General features: G+C 71.5%; 14 protein-coding genes. 6 read left to right on the top strand and 8 right to left on the bottom strand.

Annotation, left to right across the window (positions count from 1 at the left end):
- Positions 1–118 precede the first annotated feature (118 nt).
- The 5 genes from BKI49_RS07955 (at position 119) to BKI49_RS07935 (ending at position 7,156) form a co-directional block, all read left to right on the top strand.
- A complete protein-coding gene (locus tag BKI49_RS07955; protein ID WP_095933502.1) occupies positions 119–1,540 on the top strand; it encodes a hypothetical protein in 1,422 nt (473 codons plus the stop codon).
- 271 nt (positions 1,541–1,811) lie between these two features.
- A complete protein-coding gene (locus BKI49_RS07950) occupies positions 1,812–3,263 on the top strand; it encodes an alkaline phosphatase PhoX (protein WP_095933501.1) in 1,452 nt (483 codons plus the stop codon).
- A gap of 522 nt (positions 3,264–3,785) precedes the next feature.
- The gene (locus BKI49_RS07945; RefSeq protein ID WP_095933500.1) at positions 3,786–5,369 is read left to right on the top strand and encodes a TROVE domain-containing protein; all 1,584 of its coding nucleotides are present in this window, start codon (positions 3,786–3,788) and stop codon (positions 5,367–5,369) included.
- 103 nt (positions 5,370–5,472) lie between these two features.
- Positions 5,473–6,126, top strand: coding sequence for a GntR family transcriptional regulator (locus BKI49_RS07940; protein ID WP_095933499.1), 654 nt, complete (start codon positions 5,473–5,475; stop codon positions 6,124–6,126).
- 13 nt (positions 6,127–6,139) lie between these two features.
- Positions 6,140–7,156: a 1-aminocyclopropane-1-carboxylate deaminase gene (locus BKI49_RS07935; protein WP_095933498.1), complete on the top strand. Its 1,017-nt coding sequence runs from the start codon at positions 6,140–6,142 to the stop codon at positions 7,154–7,156.
- On the opposite strand, the gene BKI49_RS07930 is transcribed toward BKI49_RS07935, so the two are convergent.
- Positions 7,153–8,589, bottom strand: a complete 1,437-nt coding sequence (locus tag BKI49_RS07930; protein ID WP_095933497.1) for an MFS transporter — start codon at positions 8,587–8,589, stop codon at positions 7,153–7,155. The two genes, BKI49_RS07935 and BKI49_RS07930, sit on opposite strands and share 4 nt — an antisense overlap.
- A gap of 135 nt (positions 8,590–8,724) precedes the next feature.
- Here BKI49_RS07930 and BKI49_RS07925 point away from each other — a divergent pair, with 135 nt between their 5' ends.
- Positions 8,725–9,291, top strand: a complete 567-nt coding sequence (locus BKI49_RS07925; protein ID WP_095933496.1) for a TetR/AcrR family transcriptional regulator — start codon at positions 8,725–8,727, stop codon at positions 9,289–9,291.
- A 182-nt stretch (positions 9,292–9,473) separates the two neighbouring features.
- Here the strand turns inward: BKI49_RS07925 and BKI49_RS07920 are convergent, their stop codons facing one another.
- The 7 genes from BKI49_RS07920 to BKI49_RS07890 form a co-directional block, all read right to left on the bottom strand.
- Positions 9,474–10,688, bottom strand: coding sequence for a TerD family protein (locus BKI49_RS07920; RefSeq protein ID WP_179332365.1), 1,215 nt, complete (start codon positions 10,686–10,688; stop codon positions 9,474–9,476).
- A 318-nt stretch (positions 10,689–11,006) separates the two neighbouring features.
- A complete protein-coding gene (locus tag BKI49_RS07915) occupies positions 11,007–11,996 on the bottom strand; it encodes a zinc-dependent alcohol dehydrogenase family protein (RefSeq protein ID WP_095933494.1) in 990 nt (329 codons plus the stop codon).
- On the bottom strand, positions 11,993–12,871 hold the full coding sequence (locus BKI49_RS07910; protein ID WP_095933493.1) for a carbohydrate ABC transporter permease: 879 nt from the start codon (positions 12,869–12,871) through the stop codon (positions 11,993–11,995). The genes BKI49_RS07915 and BKI49_RS07910 overlap by 4 nt, the downstream gene beginning before the upstream one ends.
- Positions 12,868–13,806, bottom strand: coding sequence for a carbohydrate ABC transporter permease (locus tag BKI49_RS07905; protein WP_095933492.1), 939 nt, complete (start codon positions 13,804–13,806; stop codon positions 12,868–12,870). The genes BKI49_RS07910 and BKI49_RS07905 overlap by 4 nt, the downstream gene beginning before the upstream one ends.
- Positions 13,803–15,173 (bottom strand): ABC transporter substrate-binding protein, encoded by a 1,371-nt coding sequence (locus BKI49_RS07900; RefSeq protein ID WP_095933491.1) that lies wholly within the window; start codon positions 15,171–15,173, stop codon positions 13,803–13,805. The genes BKI49_RS07905 and BKI49_RS07900 overlap by 4 nt, the downstream gene beginning before the upstream one ends.
- A 131-nt stretch (positions 15,174–15,304) precedes the next feature.
- Positions 15,305–16,075, bottom strand: a complete 771-nt coding sequence (locus BKI49_RS07895) for a DeoR/GlpR family DNA-binding transcription regulator (protein WP_095933490.1) — start codon at positions 16,073–16,075, stop codon at positions 15,305–15,307.
- Between the two features lie 287 nt (positions 16,076–16,362).
- Positions 16,363–17,172 carry an NAD-dependent epimerase/dehydratase family protein gene (locus BKI49_RS07890; protein WP_095933489.1) on the bottom strand — a complete coding sequence of 270 codons (810 nt, stop codon included), beginning with the start codon at positions 17,170–17,172 and terminating at the stop codon, positions 16,363–16,365.
- Positions 17,173–17,217: the final 45 nt, after the last annotated feature.

Below are 17,217 nucleotides of genomic sequence, written 5' to 3'. Positions count from 1 at the left end.
CGGCGGCAGGGAGACGCTCCGCGCCCGTTTTCGGGTGCTCTGCGGCTTCTTGTCACTGCTCGCCGACGCTTTTACGATTGCCCTGCTTGTCCTGGTTGTTCGGAGGAGAACCCAGCCGATGTCAGACAGCTCCCCCCTGCCGCCGGTGCGGCTGCACTCCGAAGCGGAGCTGGCGCGGGACGCGCTCGCCACCCCGCTGCTCTCCCGCGCCGCCCGGCTGGCCCGCTGGGCGGGTCCGGACACACGGGTCGGCGCGGGGGGCGAGCTCGTCGAGGAGCAGCTGCCCGAGGCCGCCGCCCTCCTCGGACTCTCCGGGGACGACGCGGAGGCCTTCGCCGCCGAGGCCTGGGGAATGGCCGTCGACACCGGACTCGTCGAGATCGTGGACGAGGAGGAGGGCACCGTCGGTCCGGGCGAGGACCTCGCCCTCCTCACCTCCGGCGCCCCGCAGGACGTCCTCGGCGTGTGGCTCGCCCTGCTCGACACGGTGCTCGCCGACGCGAGCGTGCCCGACCTCGACGACCTGGTCGACGCGATGGGGGAGAGCGGCGAACTCGACCTCTCCTCCCTGGACTGGGATCCCGAGGCGGAGGCCGAGTTCCTCGAAGGGGTGCTCGGCAACCTGTACGTGCTCACCGTGGGCGACGACGGGGCCGGCGACGGGACGGTGCCGCTGCCCGCGCTCGCCGCGTCGGTGATCGTGCCCGACGACATGGGAGAGCCCAGCGACGACGTCCTGGAACAGGTGTCGGACGCGATGATGCGGCTCGACGACCAGTTCCGGCTGCTGGAGCCCGCCGGGCTCGTCGACTTCCAGCCCGTCGACGAGGCGCTCATGGCGGACGCCGAGGACCCGGCCGCCGACGACGACACGGACGTGTCCCGGTACGGGATGGTCCGGCTGACCCCGCTCGGCCTGTACGGGCTGCGTGCCCGGCTCCTCGAAGCGGGCCTCGACGCCCCCGCGGTGGGCGACCTCGCCGACAAGGGGGCGGACGCGCTGCTGGACGGCACGGCCGTGTTCCCGCCGACGGCGGCGCAGGCCGAGACCGAGCAGTGGCTCGCCCGCCGTGAACCGCTGCCCGCCGCACACGAGTTGCTCGCCGCCGCCCGCGGCGGCGACGCCGGTGGGCCACTGCGGCGGCTGCGCTGCCAGCAGGCGCTCTCCCTGGTCGGGCTGGAGGCCGAGCCCGCGCTGCGGGACGTCCTCGACGACCCGGAGCTCGGAGGCCTCGCCCGGGTCTGGCTATCCGAACACGGGGTGCCCGACGTGCCCCCGCCGTCCGAGGCGATGGTCTTCTGGCTCACCGTCGACACGGTGGCGGCCCAGCTCGCCGCCGAAGGCAACTCCGCGGAACTCCAGGCCCTCGTGGAGGGACTGGCCCAGCAGCACAGCGGCTTCTTCGCCACGGCGTGGCGGGTCGACCATCCGGCCACCGCGGACGTTCTGGAGGCCATGGGGCGCCTGCACCCCGACAAGAAGGTCGCCAAGGAGGCCCGCAAGGCCGCGTTCAAGGCACGATCGCAGCAGGGCGGTTAGCGGCACACGCGGTACGCCGGGCGCGACCCCGCCGAGGGGGCGCCCGGCGCAGGAGCCGTCGTGGAGTGGCCGGTCGGCGCGACCGGGTGCTCGGTGAGGGTGCGGGAGGGGGCGGCGTGCGTCCGGGGTCCTGGTGGATTCATGGAAGCGGGACCGGTGAAGTCGGCCGGTGTTCAACTCCCGTTCAGGCGCGGGCGGGAGCGTGTGGCCGCAACCGAGGTCGCCACCGCCCCCCACGACAGTCCCCCTCCACCGTCACAGGAGACACCACATGTCGCTCACCCGCAGGGACTTCGCCAGACGATCCGCGATCACGGGTGCCGGAGTCGCCCTGGCCGGCAGCGTAGGCGCGCTGGCCACCGCTCCGAACGCCCTCGCCTCCACGGAGACGGACACCGACGGCGCGGGCGAGGCTTCGGGGGCGAAGCACGGCGGCGTCGGCTACGGTCCGCTGCTCCCCGACCCCGACGGCCTGCTCGCCCTGCCCGCCGGGTTCTCCTACCGCGTGATCACCTACAGCGGCAGGACCAAGCTGGAGTCCGGCGAGTTCACGCCCTCCAACCACGACGGCACGTCCACCTTCCGCGGTCCGCGCGGCGCCACCCTCCTGGTCAACAACCACGAGCTCAAGGGCCCCCGCGCCGACTGGCCGCACCCCGTTCCGCTCACCGAGGGCCTGGTCTACGACCCGGCGGCGTCCGGCGGCTGCACGGTCGTCGAGGTGCGGCACGACAAGGTCGCCGAGTGGGTCGGCATCGCGGGCACCTCCACCAACTGCGCCGGTGGAAACACCCCTTGGGGCACCTGGCTCACCTGCGAGGAGACCGAGGACAAGGCCGGCCAGAACGGCATGACCAAGGACCACGGGTACGTCTTCGAGGTCGACCCCGTGGACCACCGCCGCAACCGCGGCCCCAAGCCGATCAAGGCACTGGGCCGCTACGCCCACGAGGCCGTCGTCGTCGACCCCAAGCGCGGTCGCCTCTACCTCACCGAGGACGCCGCTGGCCCGAACGGCCTCCTCTACCGCTGGACCCCGCCGCAGGGCTTCGAGCACGGCCACGGGCAGCTCGCCACCCTCGCCGACGACGCCGGCTCGCTCCAGGCCTTCAAGTGCTTCGACTCCGGCGGCAAGTTCGTCGACGACCTCTCCCGCGCCACGAAGATCGGCACGGTCTACGGCGTGGACTGGGTGGACGTGCCCGACCGTGACGCGAAGACCACCTCCGTGCGCAAGCAGTTCACCGACGGCCAGGTCACCCGCGCCCGCAAGCTCGAAGGCATGTGGTGGGGCGACGGCGGCGTCTACATCGTCTCCTCGTACGCCCGCAGCGAGAGCCCCGTCCAGCACGACGGCGCCGTGTGGTTCTACGACCCCAAGCGCCGCACCCTGACGCTGAAGGTCCTCATCGGCGTCAACCCCGACCCGTCGGTCGACGGCGCCTTCGACGGCCCCGACAACATCACCGTCTCCCCGTACGGCGGCCTCGTCATCGCCGAGGACGGCGAGGGCATCCAGCACCTCTTCGGCGCCACGGACAGCGGCCGTACGTACCCGATCGCCCGTAACGAGCTGAACATCGGCAGCGAGGAGGAGCCCGAGTACAGCGAGTTCACCGGCGTCACCTTCTCGCCCGACGGCGGCACCCTCTTCGCCAACATCCAGGACCCGGGCATCATGCTCGCCATCACCGGCCCCTGGAAGCGCCAGAAGCGCGGCTGAACTCCCTCGGTCGACAGCACGCATTAATTCGCTCGCCCGGCCCGCGGCCGCCCTCCTAAAGTGATGCACGTCCAGGTGCGAAGGCAGGACCTACTTCCACTCATAATGGGGCGGCCGCGGGTTCGAGTCCCGCCACCGGTACAACGCGCCGGTGTAGCTCAGGGGTTAGAGCACCTTGTCGGTTCCGCCGACCTCGATCTCTGGACACCACAACTTCATGCACCTCCCGGTGCGCGGGCTGCGGCTACTTCTTCTCTCAAAAGAATCCAGAGCCGCCGCCGACTTGATCTCGGGAGGCGCAGCACAAGGTGGGTGCCCGGTGCGCAGGCGACGGATACTTCTGGGACCGAATCTCCAAGGGTGCGGGTTCGAATCCCGTCATCGACTCAGGGTCGATGTGGCGGAAATGGCAGACGCGTTCGGTGTGTACCGTCGCCGATTCCCGACCTCGGACACCTTCCTTCCGCTGCGCCTCCCTCCGGAAAAGCGACAGACCGTCGCAGGAATTCGGGGGAATTCACCATGGCGCGATTCAACACCAAGGCGGCCCGAGCGCGGCCCACCTCCCGCGTGACGTCCACAGGACGCGTGCTCCGCACGTACGAGGGCGGGCGGGGCCAGGAGCGTGACGCGCGCTCCGAGCTCTTTTTGCTCTCCGTCGCCAACTTCGTGTCCCAGCAGACCTTCTACGAGACCGGCGCCGACCGTGACGACCGCTTCGCCGCGCTCGTCCGCGACCTCGCGGTCGCCGACCCGGCGTGGACCGCCGGTCTGCTCGGCTGGCTGCGCGGCGAGGGCAACCTGCGGACCGCCTCGATCGTGGGCGCCGCCGAGTACGTGAAGGCACGGCTGGACGCGGGCGCCATCGACGGCCCCTCGAACCGCCAGGTCGTGGCCTCCGTGCTGCGCCGGCCGGACGAGCCGGGCGAGCTGCTCGCCTACTGGACCGCCACCTACGGCCGCAACGTGCCGAAGCCCGTGAAGCGCGGTGTCGCCGACGCCGTACGCCGTCTCTACAGCGGCAAGTCGCTGCTGAAGTACGACACGGCGTCCAAGGGCTACCGCTTCGGCGACATCCTCAACCTGGTGCACGCGGCGCCGGACCCGGACAAGCCGTGGCAGGGCGAGCTGTTCCGCTACGCGCTGGACCGGCGGCACAACCCGGACACGGCGGTGCCGCCCGCGTCGGACCGTGTGCTGACCGCGCACCGCGAGCTGATGGCGCTGCCCGCCGCCGAGCGGCGTGCCGTCGTGACGGCGCCCGACGGCGCCGGGCGGCTCGCGGCCGCCGGCATCACGTGGGAGGCGCTGGCCGGCTGGCTCCAGGGGCCGATGGACAAGGCGGCCTGGGAGGCCGTGATCCCGTCCATGGGTGTGATGGCGCTGGTGCGCAACCTGCGCAACTTCGACGAGGCCGGAGTGTCCGACGAGGTGGCCGAGCAGGTCGCCGCGCGGATCAGCGACCCGGCGGAGGTGGCGCGTTCGCGGCAGTTCCCGTTCCGCTACCTCGCCGCGTACCGGCACGCGCCCTCGCTGCGCTGGTCGTACCCGCTGGAGCGGGCGCTCGGTCACTCGCTGGCCAACGTGCCCGCGCTGCCGGGCCGGACGCTGGTGCTCGTGGACCGCTCGGGGTCGATGTTCTTCTCGCAGATGTCCGACCGCTCGCGGCTCAACCGGGCCGACGCGGCGGCGATCTTCGGCACGGCGCTCGCGCTGCGGGCGGCCGACGCGGACCTGGTCGAGTTCGGCTCCACGAGCAGCCGGGTGAAGTACCGCAGGGGCGACTCGGTGCTCAAGGTGCTGGAGCGTTTCGGCAGCCTCGGCGGCACCGAGACGAGCGAGGCGGTGCGCAAGCACTACAAGAAGCACGACCGGGTCCTGATCGTCACCGACGAGCAGGCCGCGTACAGCCACTGTGGCGACCCGACCGAGCAGGTCCCCGCGGACGTGCCGGTCTACACCTGGAACCTCGCCGGATACCGGCCGGGTCACGGCCCCTCCGGGCGCCCCGGCCGGCACACCTTCGGAGGCCTGTCGGACGCGGCCTTCCGGATGGTGCCGCTGCTGGAGAGCACCCGGGACGCCGACTGGCCGTGGGCGGTGTGACGGCCCGGGTGTCTGCCTGACGGCATGAGGGGAGCGGGGCCCGCACATCGGTGCGGGCCCCGCTCTTGTCGGTCCGGCAGATTGACATCTAACATTTCAGTCCATGGAGGCCCTGCGACCCGTGCGGCGGACCCTGCTCAGGGACCGCGCCTACGAAGCGATCCGCGACGCCATCGTGGCCGGGGAGATCGAGCCGGGCGCGGTCGTCCGCGACGCCGAACTCGCCGAGCGGCTCGGGCTGTCCCGGGCCCCCGTGCGTGAGGCCTTCGCGCGGCTGGTCGACGAAGGCCTGCTGGAGACCAAGCCGCAGAGCTACACACGGGTGACCCCGGTCGTGGCCGCCGACGTGCGGGACGCGGCGGCGGTGGTCGGCGCCATGCACGAGCTGGTGACCCGGGTCGCCGTGCCCCGGCTGCGGGACGCCGACGTGGACGCCATGCGCGCGGCCAACGACCGGTTCGCCGCCGCCGTGCGCGCGGGTGACGTGGACGCGGCCCTGGGCGCCGACGACGCACTGCACGACGTCCTCGTCCGGATGAGCGGCAACCGTGCCGCGGCCGCCACCGTCACCCGCTACACCCCGCTCATCCGCCGTCTGGAGCGCCGGCGCTTCGGCGAGGGCGGCAGCTGCCGCTCGGCGGGACTGCACGAGCGGCTGATCGACGCCTGCGCGGAAGGCGACGCGGAGGAAGCGGTCCGTGTGACGGCGGAGATCTGGCGGGGCCTGGAGGAGCTCGCCGACGAAGACACCGACTGATCCGGGAGGTCCCATGTCCCTTTCCTCGTACGCCCGTTATCCGCTGCTCTTCGGCCCCTCCCCGGTGCACCGGCTGGAGCGGCTGACCGGACATCTCGGCGGGGCCGAGCTGTGGGCCAAGCGGGAGGACTGCAACTCCGGTGTCGCGTACGGCGGGAACAAGACCCGCAAGCTGGAGTACCTCGTCGCCGACGCGCTGGCCGAGGGCTGCGACACGCTCGTCTCGATCGGCGGAGTGCAGTCCAACCACACCCGCCAGGTCGCCGCCTGCGCCGCTCGCGCCGGACTCAAGTGCGTGCTGGTCCAGGAGAGTTGGGTGGAGTGGCCGGACTCCGTGTACGACAAGGTCGGCAACATCCTGATCAGCCGGCTCGCCGGGGCCGACGTGCGGCTCGTGCGGGCCGGGTTCGGGATCGGCTTCAAGGAGAGCTGGGAGCAGGCACTGCGCGAGGTCGAGGAGTCGGGTGGCAAGCCCTACGCCATCCCCGCCGGCGCCTCGGACCACCGGCTCGGCGGGCTCGGCTTCGCGAACTGGGCGTACGAGGTCGCGGAGCAGGAGCGGGAACTGGGGACCTTCTTCGACACCGTGGTGGTGTGCTCGGTGACCGGGTCGACCCAGGCGGGCATGATCGCCGGGTTCGCCGCCCTGGAGGAGTCGGGCGGAAGGCCGCGGCGCGTCCTCGGGATCGACGCGTCGGCAGAGCCCGCCCGCACCCGGGGACAGATCGAGAGGATCGCGCGCGACACCGCCCGGCTCATCGGCGTACGGAGGGAACTCACCGAGGCGGACGTCGAGCTCGACGAGCGCTACCACGCGGGCACGTACGGGATCCCCGACGAGACGACGCTGGAGGCGATGCGGCTCGCCGCGCGGACCGAGGGCATGGTCACCGACCCCGTCTACGAGGGGAAGTCGATGGCCGGGATGATCGACCTCGTAGCGCGCGGCGAGCTGGACCGGGACTCCACCGTGCTCTACGCCCACCTCGGCGGGCAGCCCGCCCTGAACGCGTACAGCGCCCTCTTCTAGACGGCGCGCCGCCGCCCCTTGATCACGATCGCCGACACCAGCAGCGCGGCCAGCGCGATCAGCGAGCCGATGCCGAACGCGCGGGCCGCGCCCGCGGTGAGGATCTCGGCCGGGGAGCCGGTCGTGTGCCGGGTCGTCGTGCCGAACACCGTGACCAGGACGGAGAGCCCGAGGGTGCCGCCGAGCCATTGAAGGGTCTGGAGCAGGCCGGAGGCGGCACCCGCCTCGCGGGGCTCGACGCGCGCGAGGATGGTCGCGTTCAGGGGCATGAAGCTCAGACCGACGCCCACGCCGAGCAGCAGCAGCGGGCCGAGCAGTCCCGCCAGATAGCCGTCGCCCGGTGCCAGCCGCCACAGCCAGGCTCCCGCGGCGACGAGCAGGGCCATACCGGTGAGCAGCACCGGCTTGGCGCCGAGGCGCTGGAGCAGCCGCGGCACGCACCGCACGGTCGTGAACATCGCCAGCGTCATGGGCAGGAAGGCGAAGCCCGCGCGCAGCGGGCTGTACTCCAGCACCCGCTGGCTGAACAGGGTGAGGAAGTAGAACGCGCCGAACATGCCCGCGGGCAGCAGCAGGACGCCCGCGTAGCCGCCCGCCCGGTCGCGGTCGGCGAACAGGCGCAGCGGCATGATGGGCTGCTGCGCGCGCCTCTCGATCAGGGCGAAGCCCGCGAGCAGGGCCGCCGCGGCGCCGAAGCCGAGCTGTGCCTGCGCGTCGCTCCAGCCCTGGTCCGACACCCGGATGAACGCGTAGACGAGGGAGGTCGTCCCGGCCGTGCCGGTGAGCGCTCCCGCCGCGTCGAACCGGCCCGCGTGGCGCGGGGTCTCGGCCGCGAAGCGGGGGAGGGCGAGGGCCACCGCGAGGCCGATGGGCACATTGATGAGCAGGGCCCAGCGCCAGGACGCCCAGGAGGTGAGCATGCCGCCGAGGACCAGCCCGACCGAGGCGCCGATGCCCGCCATGGAGGAGTAGACGCCGAGGGCGTGGTGGCGGCGGGGGCCGTCCGGGAAGTTCGTGGTGATCAGGGCGAGGGTGCTCGGAGCGATGAGGGCGGCGCCGACGCCCTGGAGCGCGCGGGCGGCGAGCAGCCAGCCGCTCTCGGTGGCGAGTCCGCCGAGCAAGGAGGAGGCGGCGAAGAGGATTACGCCGGTGGTGAGTGTGCGGCGGCGTCCCGCGATGTCGCCGACCCGGCCGCCGAGGAGGAGCAGACCGCCGAAGGTGAGGGTGTAGGCGTTCAGGACCCAGGACAGGCCGGTCGGGGTGAAGCGCAGGTCCGTCTGGATGTCGGGCAGGGCGACGTTGACGACGGTGGAGTCGACGCCGACCATCAGATACGCGGTGACGATGACGAGCAGAGCGGGGCCGAGCCCGGCGGTTCCGGATGACGCGGAGGGTGCGTCGGCAGTGGTGGACGGTGCGGACGGGGTGGACATGGGATGCTCCCTGTCTCTTGTCCCCGACGGATGCGTGCGGGCAGCACCGACCGCCCGCGAAGATAAGCGGGGACTGTCTCCGTTTAGTCCTCGTTAAGATACGGAGACGGTCCCCGGTTGGCAAGGAGTATCTGAATGGCGCAGGTCAAGCCGATGCGGGCAGACGCGCGGCGGAACTACGAGCGACTCCTGAAGGAGGCGGCGCTCGCCTTCGCCGAGCACGGGGAGAGCGCGTCCCTCGACGACATCGCCAAACGCGCCGGCGTCGGGTCCGGGACGCTGTACCGGCACTTCCCCAACCGGCAGGCGTTGTTGGAGGCCGTGTACGTCGACCGCATCGAGGAGATCGCGGCCCGCGCCGACGCTCTCGCCGCCGAACTCCCGCCCGGCGCGGCGCTGGTGGAGTGGCTGAACGAGCTGAGCGAAGGCATGATCCAGGTCCGCGGCCTCAAGGCGCTCCTCGGATCGGCGGTCACCGACGGCAGCTCCGCCGTGGTGACGGCTTGCGGCAATTCGGTGAAAGGGGCCGCGGCCCGCCTGGTCGGCGCGGCTCAGCGGGAGGGCACCCTGCGCGCCGACGTGGAGTCGATCGACATCCTGCGCCTGGCCCACGGCGTGGCCACGGCGTCGGAACTGGCGAACGGCGAGGGCAAGCACATCCGGCGCTATCTGTCCCTGCTGACGGAGGGCTTGCGTCCCTGACGGAGGGCCTGCGTCCCCGACGGAGGGCCTGCGTCCCTGGAGGGGGCGGGCGGCACCGGCACCCGGCCGGGGAGCAGAACACACGGCACGGCGGTGGTGACCCGAAGTCACCACCGCCGTCTGCGACTTGTGTTCCCGGATGTGCCCGTCCGCTGCCTTCGAGGGCGTGGCCGGGGGGTGGGTCAGAGCGCCTGGGCCGCCGGCTTCACCATGCCGCGGACCGTGCGGGACTTGACGAAGTCGCCCATGGCCGTCATCTCCCACTCGCCGGAGAACTGCTTGATCAGCTTGGCCATCATGACGCCGGTCTGGGCCTCGGCGTTGGTGAGGTCGAAGCGGACCAGTTCCTCGCCGGTGGCGGCGTCGAGGAGACGGCAGTAGGCCTTGGCGACCTCGGTGAACTTCTGGCCGGAGAAGGAGTTCACCGTGAAGACCAGGCCGGTGACCTCCTGGGGCAGGCGGCCGAGGTCCACGACGATCACCTCGTCGTCGCCCCCGCCCTCGCCCGTGAGGTTGTCACCGGAGTGCTTGATCGCGCCGTTCACGATGGAGAGCTTGCCGAAGTAGCAGCTGTCGATGTGGTTGCGCTGGGGGCCGTACGCGATGACCGAGGCGTCCAGGTCGATGTCCTTGCCGCGGTACGCGGGCTCCCAGCCGAGGCCCATCTTCACCTGGGAGAGGAGCGGACGGCCGCCCTTGACCAGGGAGACCGTCTGGTTCTTCTGGAGGCTGACCCGGCCCTTGTCGAGATTGATCTTTCCGCTGCCGGGCGCGGCGGCGGGCGGAGCCGGGGGAGCGGCCGGGACGGGCGGGGCGGCGGCCGTCCGGGGGTCCAGCGGCGGGGCCGGCGGGGTGACGGGCGGCGCGGGCGGCGGGGCGATGGGCTGAGCGGGGGCCGGTGCCGGTTCCTCCACGGTCACGCCGAAGTCGGTGGCGATGCCCGCCAGGCCGTTCGCATAGCCCTGGCCGACCGCCCGGGCCTTCCAGGCGCCGTTGCGCAGGTAGATCTCCATGACCACCAGGGCCGTCTCCGTGCCCAGGCGGGGCGGGGTGAAGGTGGCCAGGACCGCGTTGTCGTCCGCATTGCGCACGGTGGCGGTGGGCTCGATGCCCTGGAAGGTCTGGCCCGCCGCGTCCGGGCTGGCCGTGACGACGATCTTCTCGATGCCCGGGGGGACCGCGGTCGTGTCGACCGTGATCGCGTCCGGGGCGGTGCCGCCGCCGGAGCGGTAGGTCACACCGGGGCCCGCGGGCTGGTTGTAGAAGATGAAGTCGTCGTCGGAGCGCACCTTGCCGTCGGCGGTGAGCAGCAGGCCCGAAACGTCGAGCCGCACCGGGGCGGTGACGTCCACCGTCACGCGGGAGACGGGGAGAGGGATGTTCGAGCCGGGGGTCATAGCTGTCATGCCGGGGATAACGAGCGGGGCCGCTTTACCGTTCCCTTACCCAAGGAATGATTCAAGCGGCCTCGTCGGACTCGTGAGTCGCTTCGGCCCTGCCTGTCCCGTCGGCCCCACCCGGTCCCGTCTGCCTCACCCGTCCTGTCGGTCCTGTCGGTCCCACCCGTCCCGTCGGTCCCGTCAGCGTCGTCCGAGCGCGTAAGGAGCGGCCCGTTTCCGGCCGCGTCCGTCCGCCTCGGTGCGTCCCGGACCGCCCAGGTCCGGACCCGTCGTACCGCTCCGGGCCCGGACCGTCCCGCATCCACACGAGGGCGGCTACGGAACCACGACGATCTTGCGCCCCACTCCCTTCGCGAACTGCTCCAGCGCCTGCGGGTAGCTCGTCAGCGGCAGCCGGTCGCTGATGAACACGTCAGGGTCGAGCACCCCCGTGGCGAACAGTTCCGCGGCCCGTTCGAAGCTGTGCAGCACCGCCATCGACCCGGTGATGGTGATCTCCTGGTTGTAGATGCGGTAGGGGTCGATGGTGACCCGGGTCGCGTAGTCGGCCACGCCGAACTGGAGGAAGGTGCCCGCCTTCGCCACCCGGTCCAGGCCGTCCTGGATCGCCGCCGCGTTGCCCGTCGCGTCGATCACCACGTCCCAGCCCTGCGGGCGGTCCAGTTCGTCGGCCCCCGCCGCGGCCGCCGACACGCCCAGCTGCCGGGCCGTGGCCAGTCGTCGCGGGTTCACGTCCACCACGTCCACGCTCGCCGCGCCCGTGCGCTTGGCGAGCTCCAGCATCATCAGGCCCATGGTGCCGGAGCCGTAGACGAGCACATGGGCGCCGAGACGGGCGTTCAGCACGTCGTAGCCGCGGACCGCGCAGGAGAGCGGCTCGACGAGGGCGGCGTCCTCGGTGCGGACGTGTTCGGGCAGCTTCACACAGTTGGCCACGGGTGCCACCGCGTACTGGGCGGCGCCGCCCGCCGTCGTGACGCCGATCGCCGCCCACCGCTCGCACAGGTTGTTGTGGCCCGTGCGGCAGTACCGGCACTCGTAGCAGTACAGGGAGGGGTCCACCGCCACCCGGTCGCCGACCGCGAGCTCCGTGACCCGGTTGCCCACACCGACCACCTCGCCCGCGAACTCGTGGCCGGGCACGATGGGCAGTTCGGGCGCGAACTCGCCCTGGAGGATGTGCAGGTCGGTGCCGCACAGGCCGCAGGCGGCGACCTCGACGACGACCTCGCGGGGGCCTGGCGTCGGGTCCGGGACCTCGGCGACGACGGCCTTGCCCACGGACTCGATGACGGCGGCCTTCATTTCACGGCTCCCAACGACAGGCCCTGGACCAGCTTGTCCTGGGCGGCGAACCCCGCGGCGAGCACCGGCAGGGAGATGACGAGCGACGCGGCGCACACCTTCGCCAGGAACAGTCCCTGGCTGGTGATGAAGCCGGTCAGGAAGACGGGCGCGGTCTCCGCGACCACCCCCGTGAGCACCCGGGCGAAGAGCAGCTCGTTCCAGCTGAAGATGAAGCAGATGAGTGCCGTCGCGGCGATGCCGGGCAGGGCGATCGGGGCGACCACGCGGGCCAGGACCGTCGGCAGCCTGGCGCCGTCGATCTGCGCGGCCTCGATCACCGCGACCGGCACCTCGGCGAGGAAGGACTGCATCATCCACACCGCGATCGGCAGGTTCATGGAGGTGTAGAGGATGACCAGGAGCCAGATGTTGTCCAGCATCCCGGTGTTCTTGGCGAAGAGGTAGATCGGCAGGAGGCCCGCGACCACCGGCAGCATCTTCGTCGACAGGAAGAAGAACAGGACGTCGGTCCACTTCCGCACCGGCCGGACGGACAGCGCGTACGCGGCCGGCAGGGCCAGCAGCAGGACGCAGAGGGTGGAGACCAGCGACGCGACCGTGGAGTTGACCAGCGCGGGCCACGGGCTCGCACCGCCTCCGGTGCCGAAGAACTCGCGGTAGCCGTCCAGGGTGAGTGCGGCGCCCAGGGAGGGAGGGTTGGTCGCGGCGTCCGACTCCGAGTGGAAGGACGTCAGGGCCATCCACGCGATGGGCAGGAAGAAGACGACTCCGGCCAGCCAGGCCACCAGGCCCAGGCCCGCACCCCGGGCGCGGACGGTACGGCGGGGACCGCGGGTGCGGCGGGATCGTACGGGTACGGCGGTGGCGCTCATGCGCGGGACACCTCCTCGCGGAACAGGGACGACACCACGCGCAGGGCGAAGGTCGCGATGATGATCGAGCCGATGACGACCAGGACGCCCGCGGCCGACGCGAGGCCGTTCTCGTGGGCCTGGTAGAAGCTCTGGTAGACGGTGTAGGGCAGGTTCGCGGTGCCCAGGCCGCCGGAGGTGAGGGTGAAGACCGCGTCGAAGTTCTGCACGATGTAGATCGACCCCAGGAGTGCGCCCAGTTCGAGATAGCGGCGCAGGTGGGGGAGGGTGAGGTGGCGGAAGATCTGCCAGTCGCTCGCGCCGTCCACCCGCGCGGCCTCGATCTGCTGATGGTCGCGGCTCTGCAGCCCGGCCAGCAGGATGAGCATCATGAACGGTGTCCACTGCCAGACCAGGGAGGCCTCGACCGCCAGCAGCGGGGTGTTCGAGATCCAGTCCGGCTGGGGGCCGCCCACGATGTGCAGGAGCCCGTTGAGCAGGCCGTACTCGGGGTTGTAGAGCACGTGCTTCCAGAGCAGTGCCGCCGCCACCGGGACCACCAGGAAGGGCGCGATCAACAGGGTGCGGACGATGCCGCGGCCCCGGAACCTGCGGTCCAGGAGCAGGGCGAGGCCGAGGCCCACGATCAGGCTGACCAGCACCACGGTGACGGTCAGCACGATCGTCGTCCAGACCGAGTGCCGCAGGTCGGCGTCGGTCAGGACGTCGGAGTAGTTGCCGAGGCCGGTGAAGTGCCGGGCCTTCGGGTAGAGGGCGTTCCAGTCGAAGAAGGAGATCACCAGCGTGGCCACGAAGGGCAGCTGGGTCACGGCGATCATGAAGATCAGGGCGGGCAGCAGCGGGGCGCGGGTGGCCCAGGCGCGCAGCCGGGAGGACGGCCTGCGCAGGGTGCGTACGGGAGTCGCGGCCACGGGGGCCGTCGTCGTGGCGGTCATCGTCCCTCGTACTCCTTGGAGATCTTCTCGGCGAGCTTCTGGGACTTGCTCAGGGCCGAGTCGACGGACTGGCGTCCGGCGATGGCCGCGCTGATCTCCTGCGAGACCTTGGTGCCGAGGTCGGTGAACTCGGGGATGCCGACGAACTGGATGCCGGGCGCGGGACGCGGCTGCACCCCGGGGTCGCGCGGCCGGGCCCCTTCGATGGCCTCGCGGGTCATGTCCTGGAAGGCGGCGGCCTCCTTGCGGTAGGCGGCGTTCGTGTAGGTCGAGGCGCGCTTGCCCGCCGGGACGTTGGACCAGCCGGTGGTGTCCCCGACCAGCTGCTCGTACCGCTTGCTGGACGCCCAGGAGATGAACTTCCAGGCCTTGTCGGAGTTGTGGGAGGCCTTCTGCATGCCCCACGCCCAGGTGTAGAGCCAGCCGGAGGAGTCGGTCTTCTGGACCGGCGCCGGGACGTAGCCGAGCTTGCCCTTGACCGGGGAGTCGGCCGCCTCCAGCAGGCCGGCGGCCGACGTGGCGTCGTACCACATGGCCGTCTTGCCCTGCGTCATGTTGTTGAGGCACTCGGCGAATCCGGACTGGGCCGCGCCCGACTCGCCGTGCTCGCGGACGAGGTTCACATAGAACTTGGTCGCCTTCTCGAACTCGGGGGAGTCGAGGCGGGCCTTCCAGTCCTTGTCGAACCAGGTGCCGCCGAAGGTGTTCACGACGGTGGTGAGGGGGGCCATCAGCTCGCCCCAGCCGGGCAGGCCGCGCAGACAGATGCCCTTCATGCCGGACTCCGCGCCGTCGGCCTGTGCGGCCAGTTCGCCCACCTGTTCCCAGGTGGGATGCGCGGGCATCGTGAGCCCCTTCTTCGCGAACACGTCCTTGCGGTACATCAGGAAGGACGACTCGCCGTAGAACGGCTGCCCGTAGAGCTTGCCGTCGTCGGCCGTCAGGGACTGCCGCATCGGCTTCAGGATGTCCTGCTCGTCGTACGCGCCGTCGTCGCGCACGTACGAGTCCATCTCGTGCAGCCAGCCGTTCCTGGCATAGATCGGTATCTCGTAGTTGCTCAGTGTGGCGACGTCGTACTGGCCCGCCTGGTTGGCGAAGTCCTGGCTGATCTTGTCGCGCACGTCGTTCTCCGGCAGCACGGTGAAGTTCACCTTGATGCCGGTCTCTTCGGTGAAGTGCGCCTTGGTGAGCTTCTGGAGCTCCACCATCTGAGGGTTGTTGACCATCAGGACGTTGATGGAGTTGCCTCCGGAGCCCGCGCCGCCCGCTCCGGTCCAGCAGCCGGAGAGCAGCGGGGTGAGCAGCGTCCCTGCGGCGACCGCGGCGAGCAGCGCGCGCGGCCTCCGTCGGCTCGGGGTTCGCATGGATCACTCCTGGACGTATGGGGAGATAAAGGGCGCGACCGGGTGCGGACGGGCCCCTGGGGAGGGTCGGTTGGGTTTCTGGATGTGATGAGGGGAGGGCGGGGGCGGGGGAGAGCGGGTGGGTTGGGTTCTCAGACTCGGATGACCTGGGGGCCTTGCAGGGAGTAGCGGTGCGCCTCGGACGCCGGGAGCAGCGTGCTGGTGACGATCGCCTCCAGGGCTGTGACGTCGGCGAACCGGCAGAAGCTGACGGCACCGAACTTGGTGTGCACGCCCGCGAAGACGGTGCGCCGGGAGGCCCGGATCGCCTGCGCCTTGACCTCGCTGACCGCCGGGTCGGGGGTGGTGAGGCCGTGCTCGCGGGAAATGCCGTTCGCCCCGATGTAGGCGAGGTCGATGACGAAGCCGGCGAGCATCTTCGTCGTCCAGTGGTCCACGGTCGCGAGCGTCCCGGGACGGACCCGGCCGCCGAGCAGCAGGACGCTGGTGTGGTCCGCCTCGGCGAGCGCGCCGGCAGTGGCCAGGGACGCGGTGACCACCGTCAGCGGCCGGTCCCTGGGCAGTGCCTCGGCGATGAGCTGCGGGGTGAAGCCCTCGTCGACGAACACGGTCTCGGCGTCCCCGAGCAGTTCGGCCGCCGCGGCCGCGATCCGGCGCTTCTCGGGCACATGGCTCGTGGTGCGGAAGGCGAGCGTGGTCTCGAAGCCGGCGCTCTCCACGGGATAGGCGCCGCCGTGGGTGCGACGCACCAGGCCGTGGTCCTCCAGGGTGCGCAGATCGCGCCGTACGGTCTCCTTGGCGACGCCCAGTTCGGCGGCGAGCGCGGTGACGTCGACCGAGCCCGCGCGGCGTGCGGCCCGGACGATCTCGCGCTGCCGTTCCTCCGCCGTCATCGCCGTCATGGCCGTCACCCGCTCCCTCGCGCTCCGTCGCACACTGCCCGTTCGGGCCCGGCGGGCCCTTGAGGGAAGTTCTACAGCGGGTTTTCGCCACTGACCAGGCCTGTTGCGTGCCCGATGGTGCCCGGTCGTGCCCGTTTCGCGCAACGGCTGCCCGCGGCGGACCTGGGGTGGAGCGGGAGCCGAAGAGGGATCGGGCAGGGTGCGTGCCCGAACGCGGGAGCGGGCGGGCCCGTTCGGTGCCCGCCCGCTCCCGGGTCGTCGTCCTGTGCCGCCGTGCCGGGCCGCCGTCAGTGCGGCCAGATCGGCGGGCGGGTGGTGAAGTGGCCGCCCAGGTGGGCGTGGTCCGGGTTGTCCGGGTCGAGCTCGCCCTGCTCGGCGATCAGCTTCTCCGCGTACGGCTCGGAGTCGTCCCGCGGCTCGTAGCCCAGAGCCCGCGCGGTCGACAGGTCCCACCACAGACGGGTATTGGCGGACGAGCCGTAGACGACGGTGTGCCGCACGTCCTCGGCGGTCAGTGCCGCGTGGAAGAGGCGGGCCCCGTCCTCCGGGCTCATCCAGACGGAGAGCATGCGCACGCTCGTCGGCTCGGCGAAGCAGGAGCCGATCCGCACCGAGACGGTCTCCAGGCCGTGCTTGTCCCAGTAGAACTGCGCGAGGTCCTCGCCGAACGACTTGGACAGTCCGTAGAAGGTGTCGGGGCGGCGCGGCGTGTCGATCGGGATGAGCGGGTCCTCGCCCCGCGGGCGCGGGGTGAATCCCACCGCGTGGTTGGAGGAGGCGAACACGATCCGGCGTACGCCCTCTTCGCGCGCCGCCTCGTAGAGGTTGTACGTGCCCTCGATGTTCGCCTTGAGGATCTTGTCGAAGGAGGCTTCCAGGGAGATCCCCGCGAGGTGGATGATCGCGTCGACGCCCCGGACCGCCTCGCGCAGCGCCGCCCGGTCGGAGAGGTCCGCGGTGATCGCGTCCGGCTCGCCCTCGACGGGCAGCAGGTCGAGGAGGCGCAGCTCGTAGCCGTACTCCGGCAGCAGTCCCCGCATCAGGGTGCCGAGTCCGCCGGCGGCGCCGGTGAGCAGAACGGTGCGGGGAGCGGGCATGCGGGTGTCTCCTCGGTGCGGGGCGATGTGCCACGACGGGCGGCC

Source organism: Streptomyces sp. Tue6028, from assembly GCF_002300165.1.
In the GTDB taxonomy this organism is placed as follows: domain Bacteria; phylum Actinomycetota; class Actinomycetes; order Streptomycetales; family Streptomycetaceae; genus Streptomyces; species Streptomyces siamensis.
The sequence above is the reverse complement of the archived record's forward strand: the minus strand, read 5'-3'. Positions and strand labels throughout refer to the sequence as shown.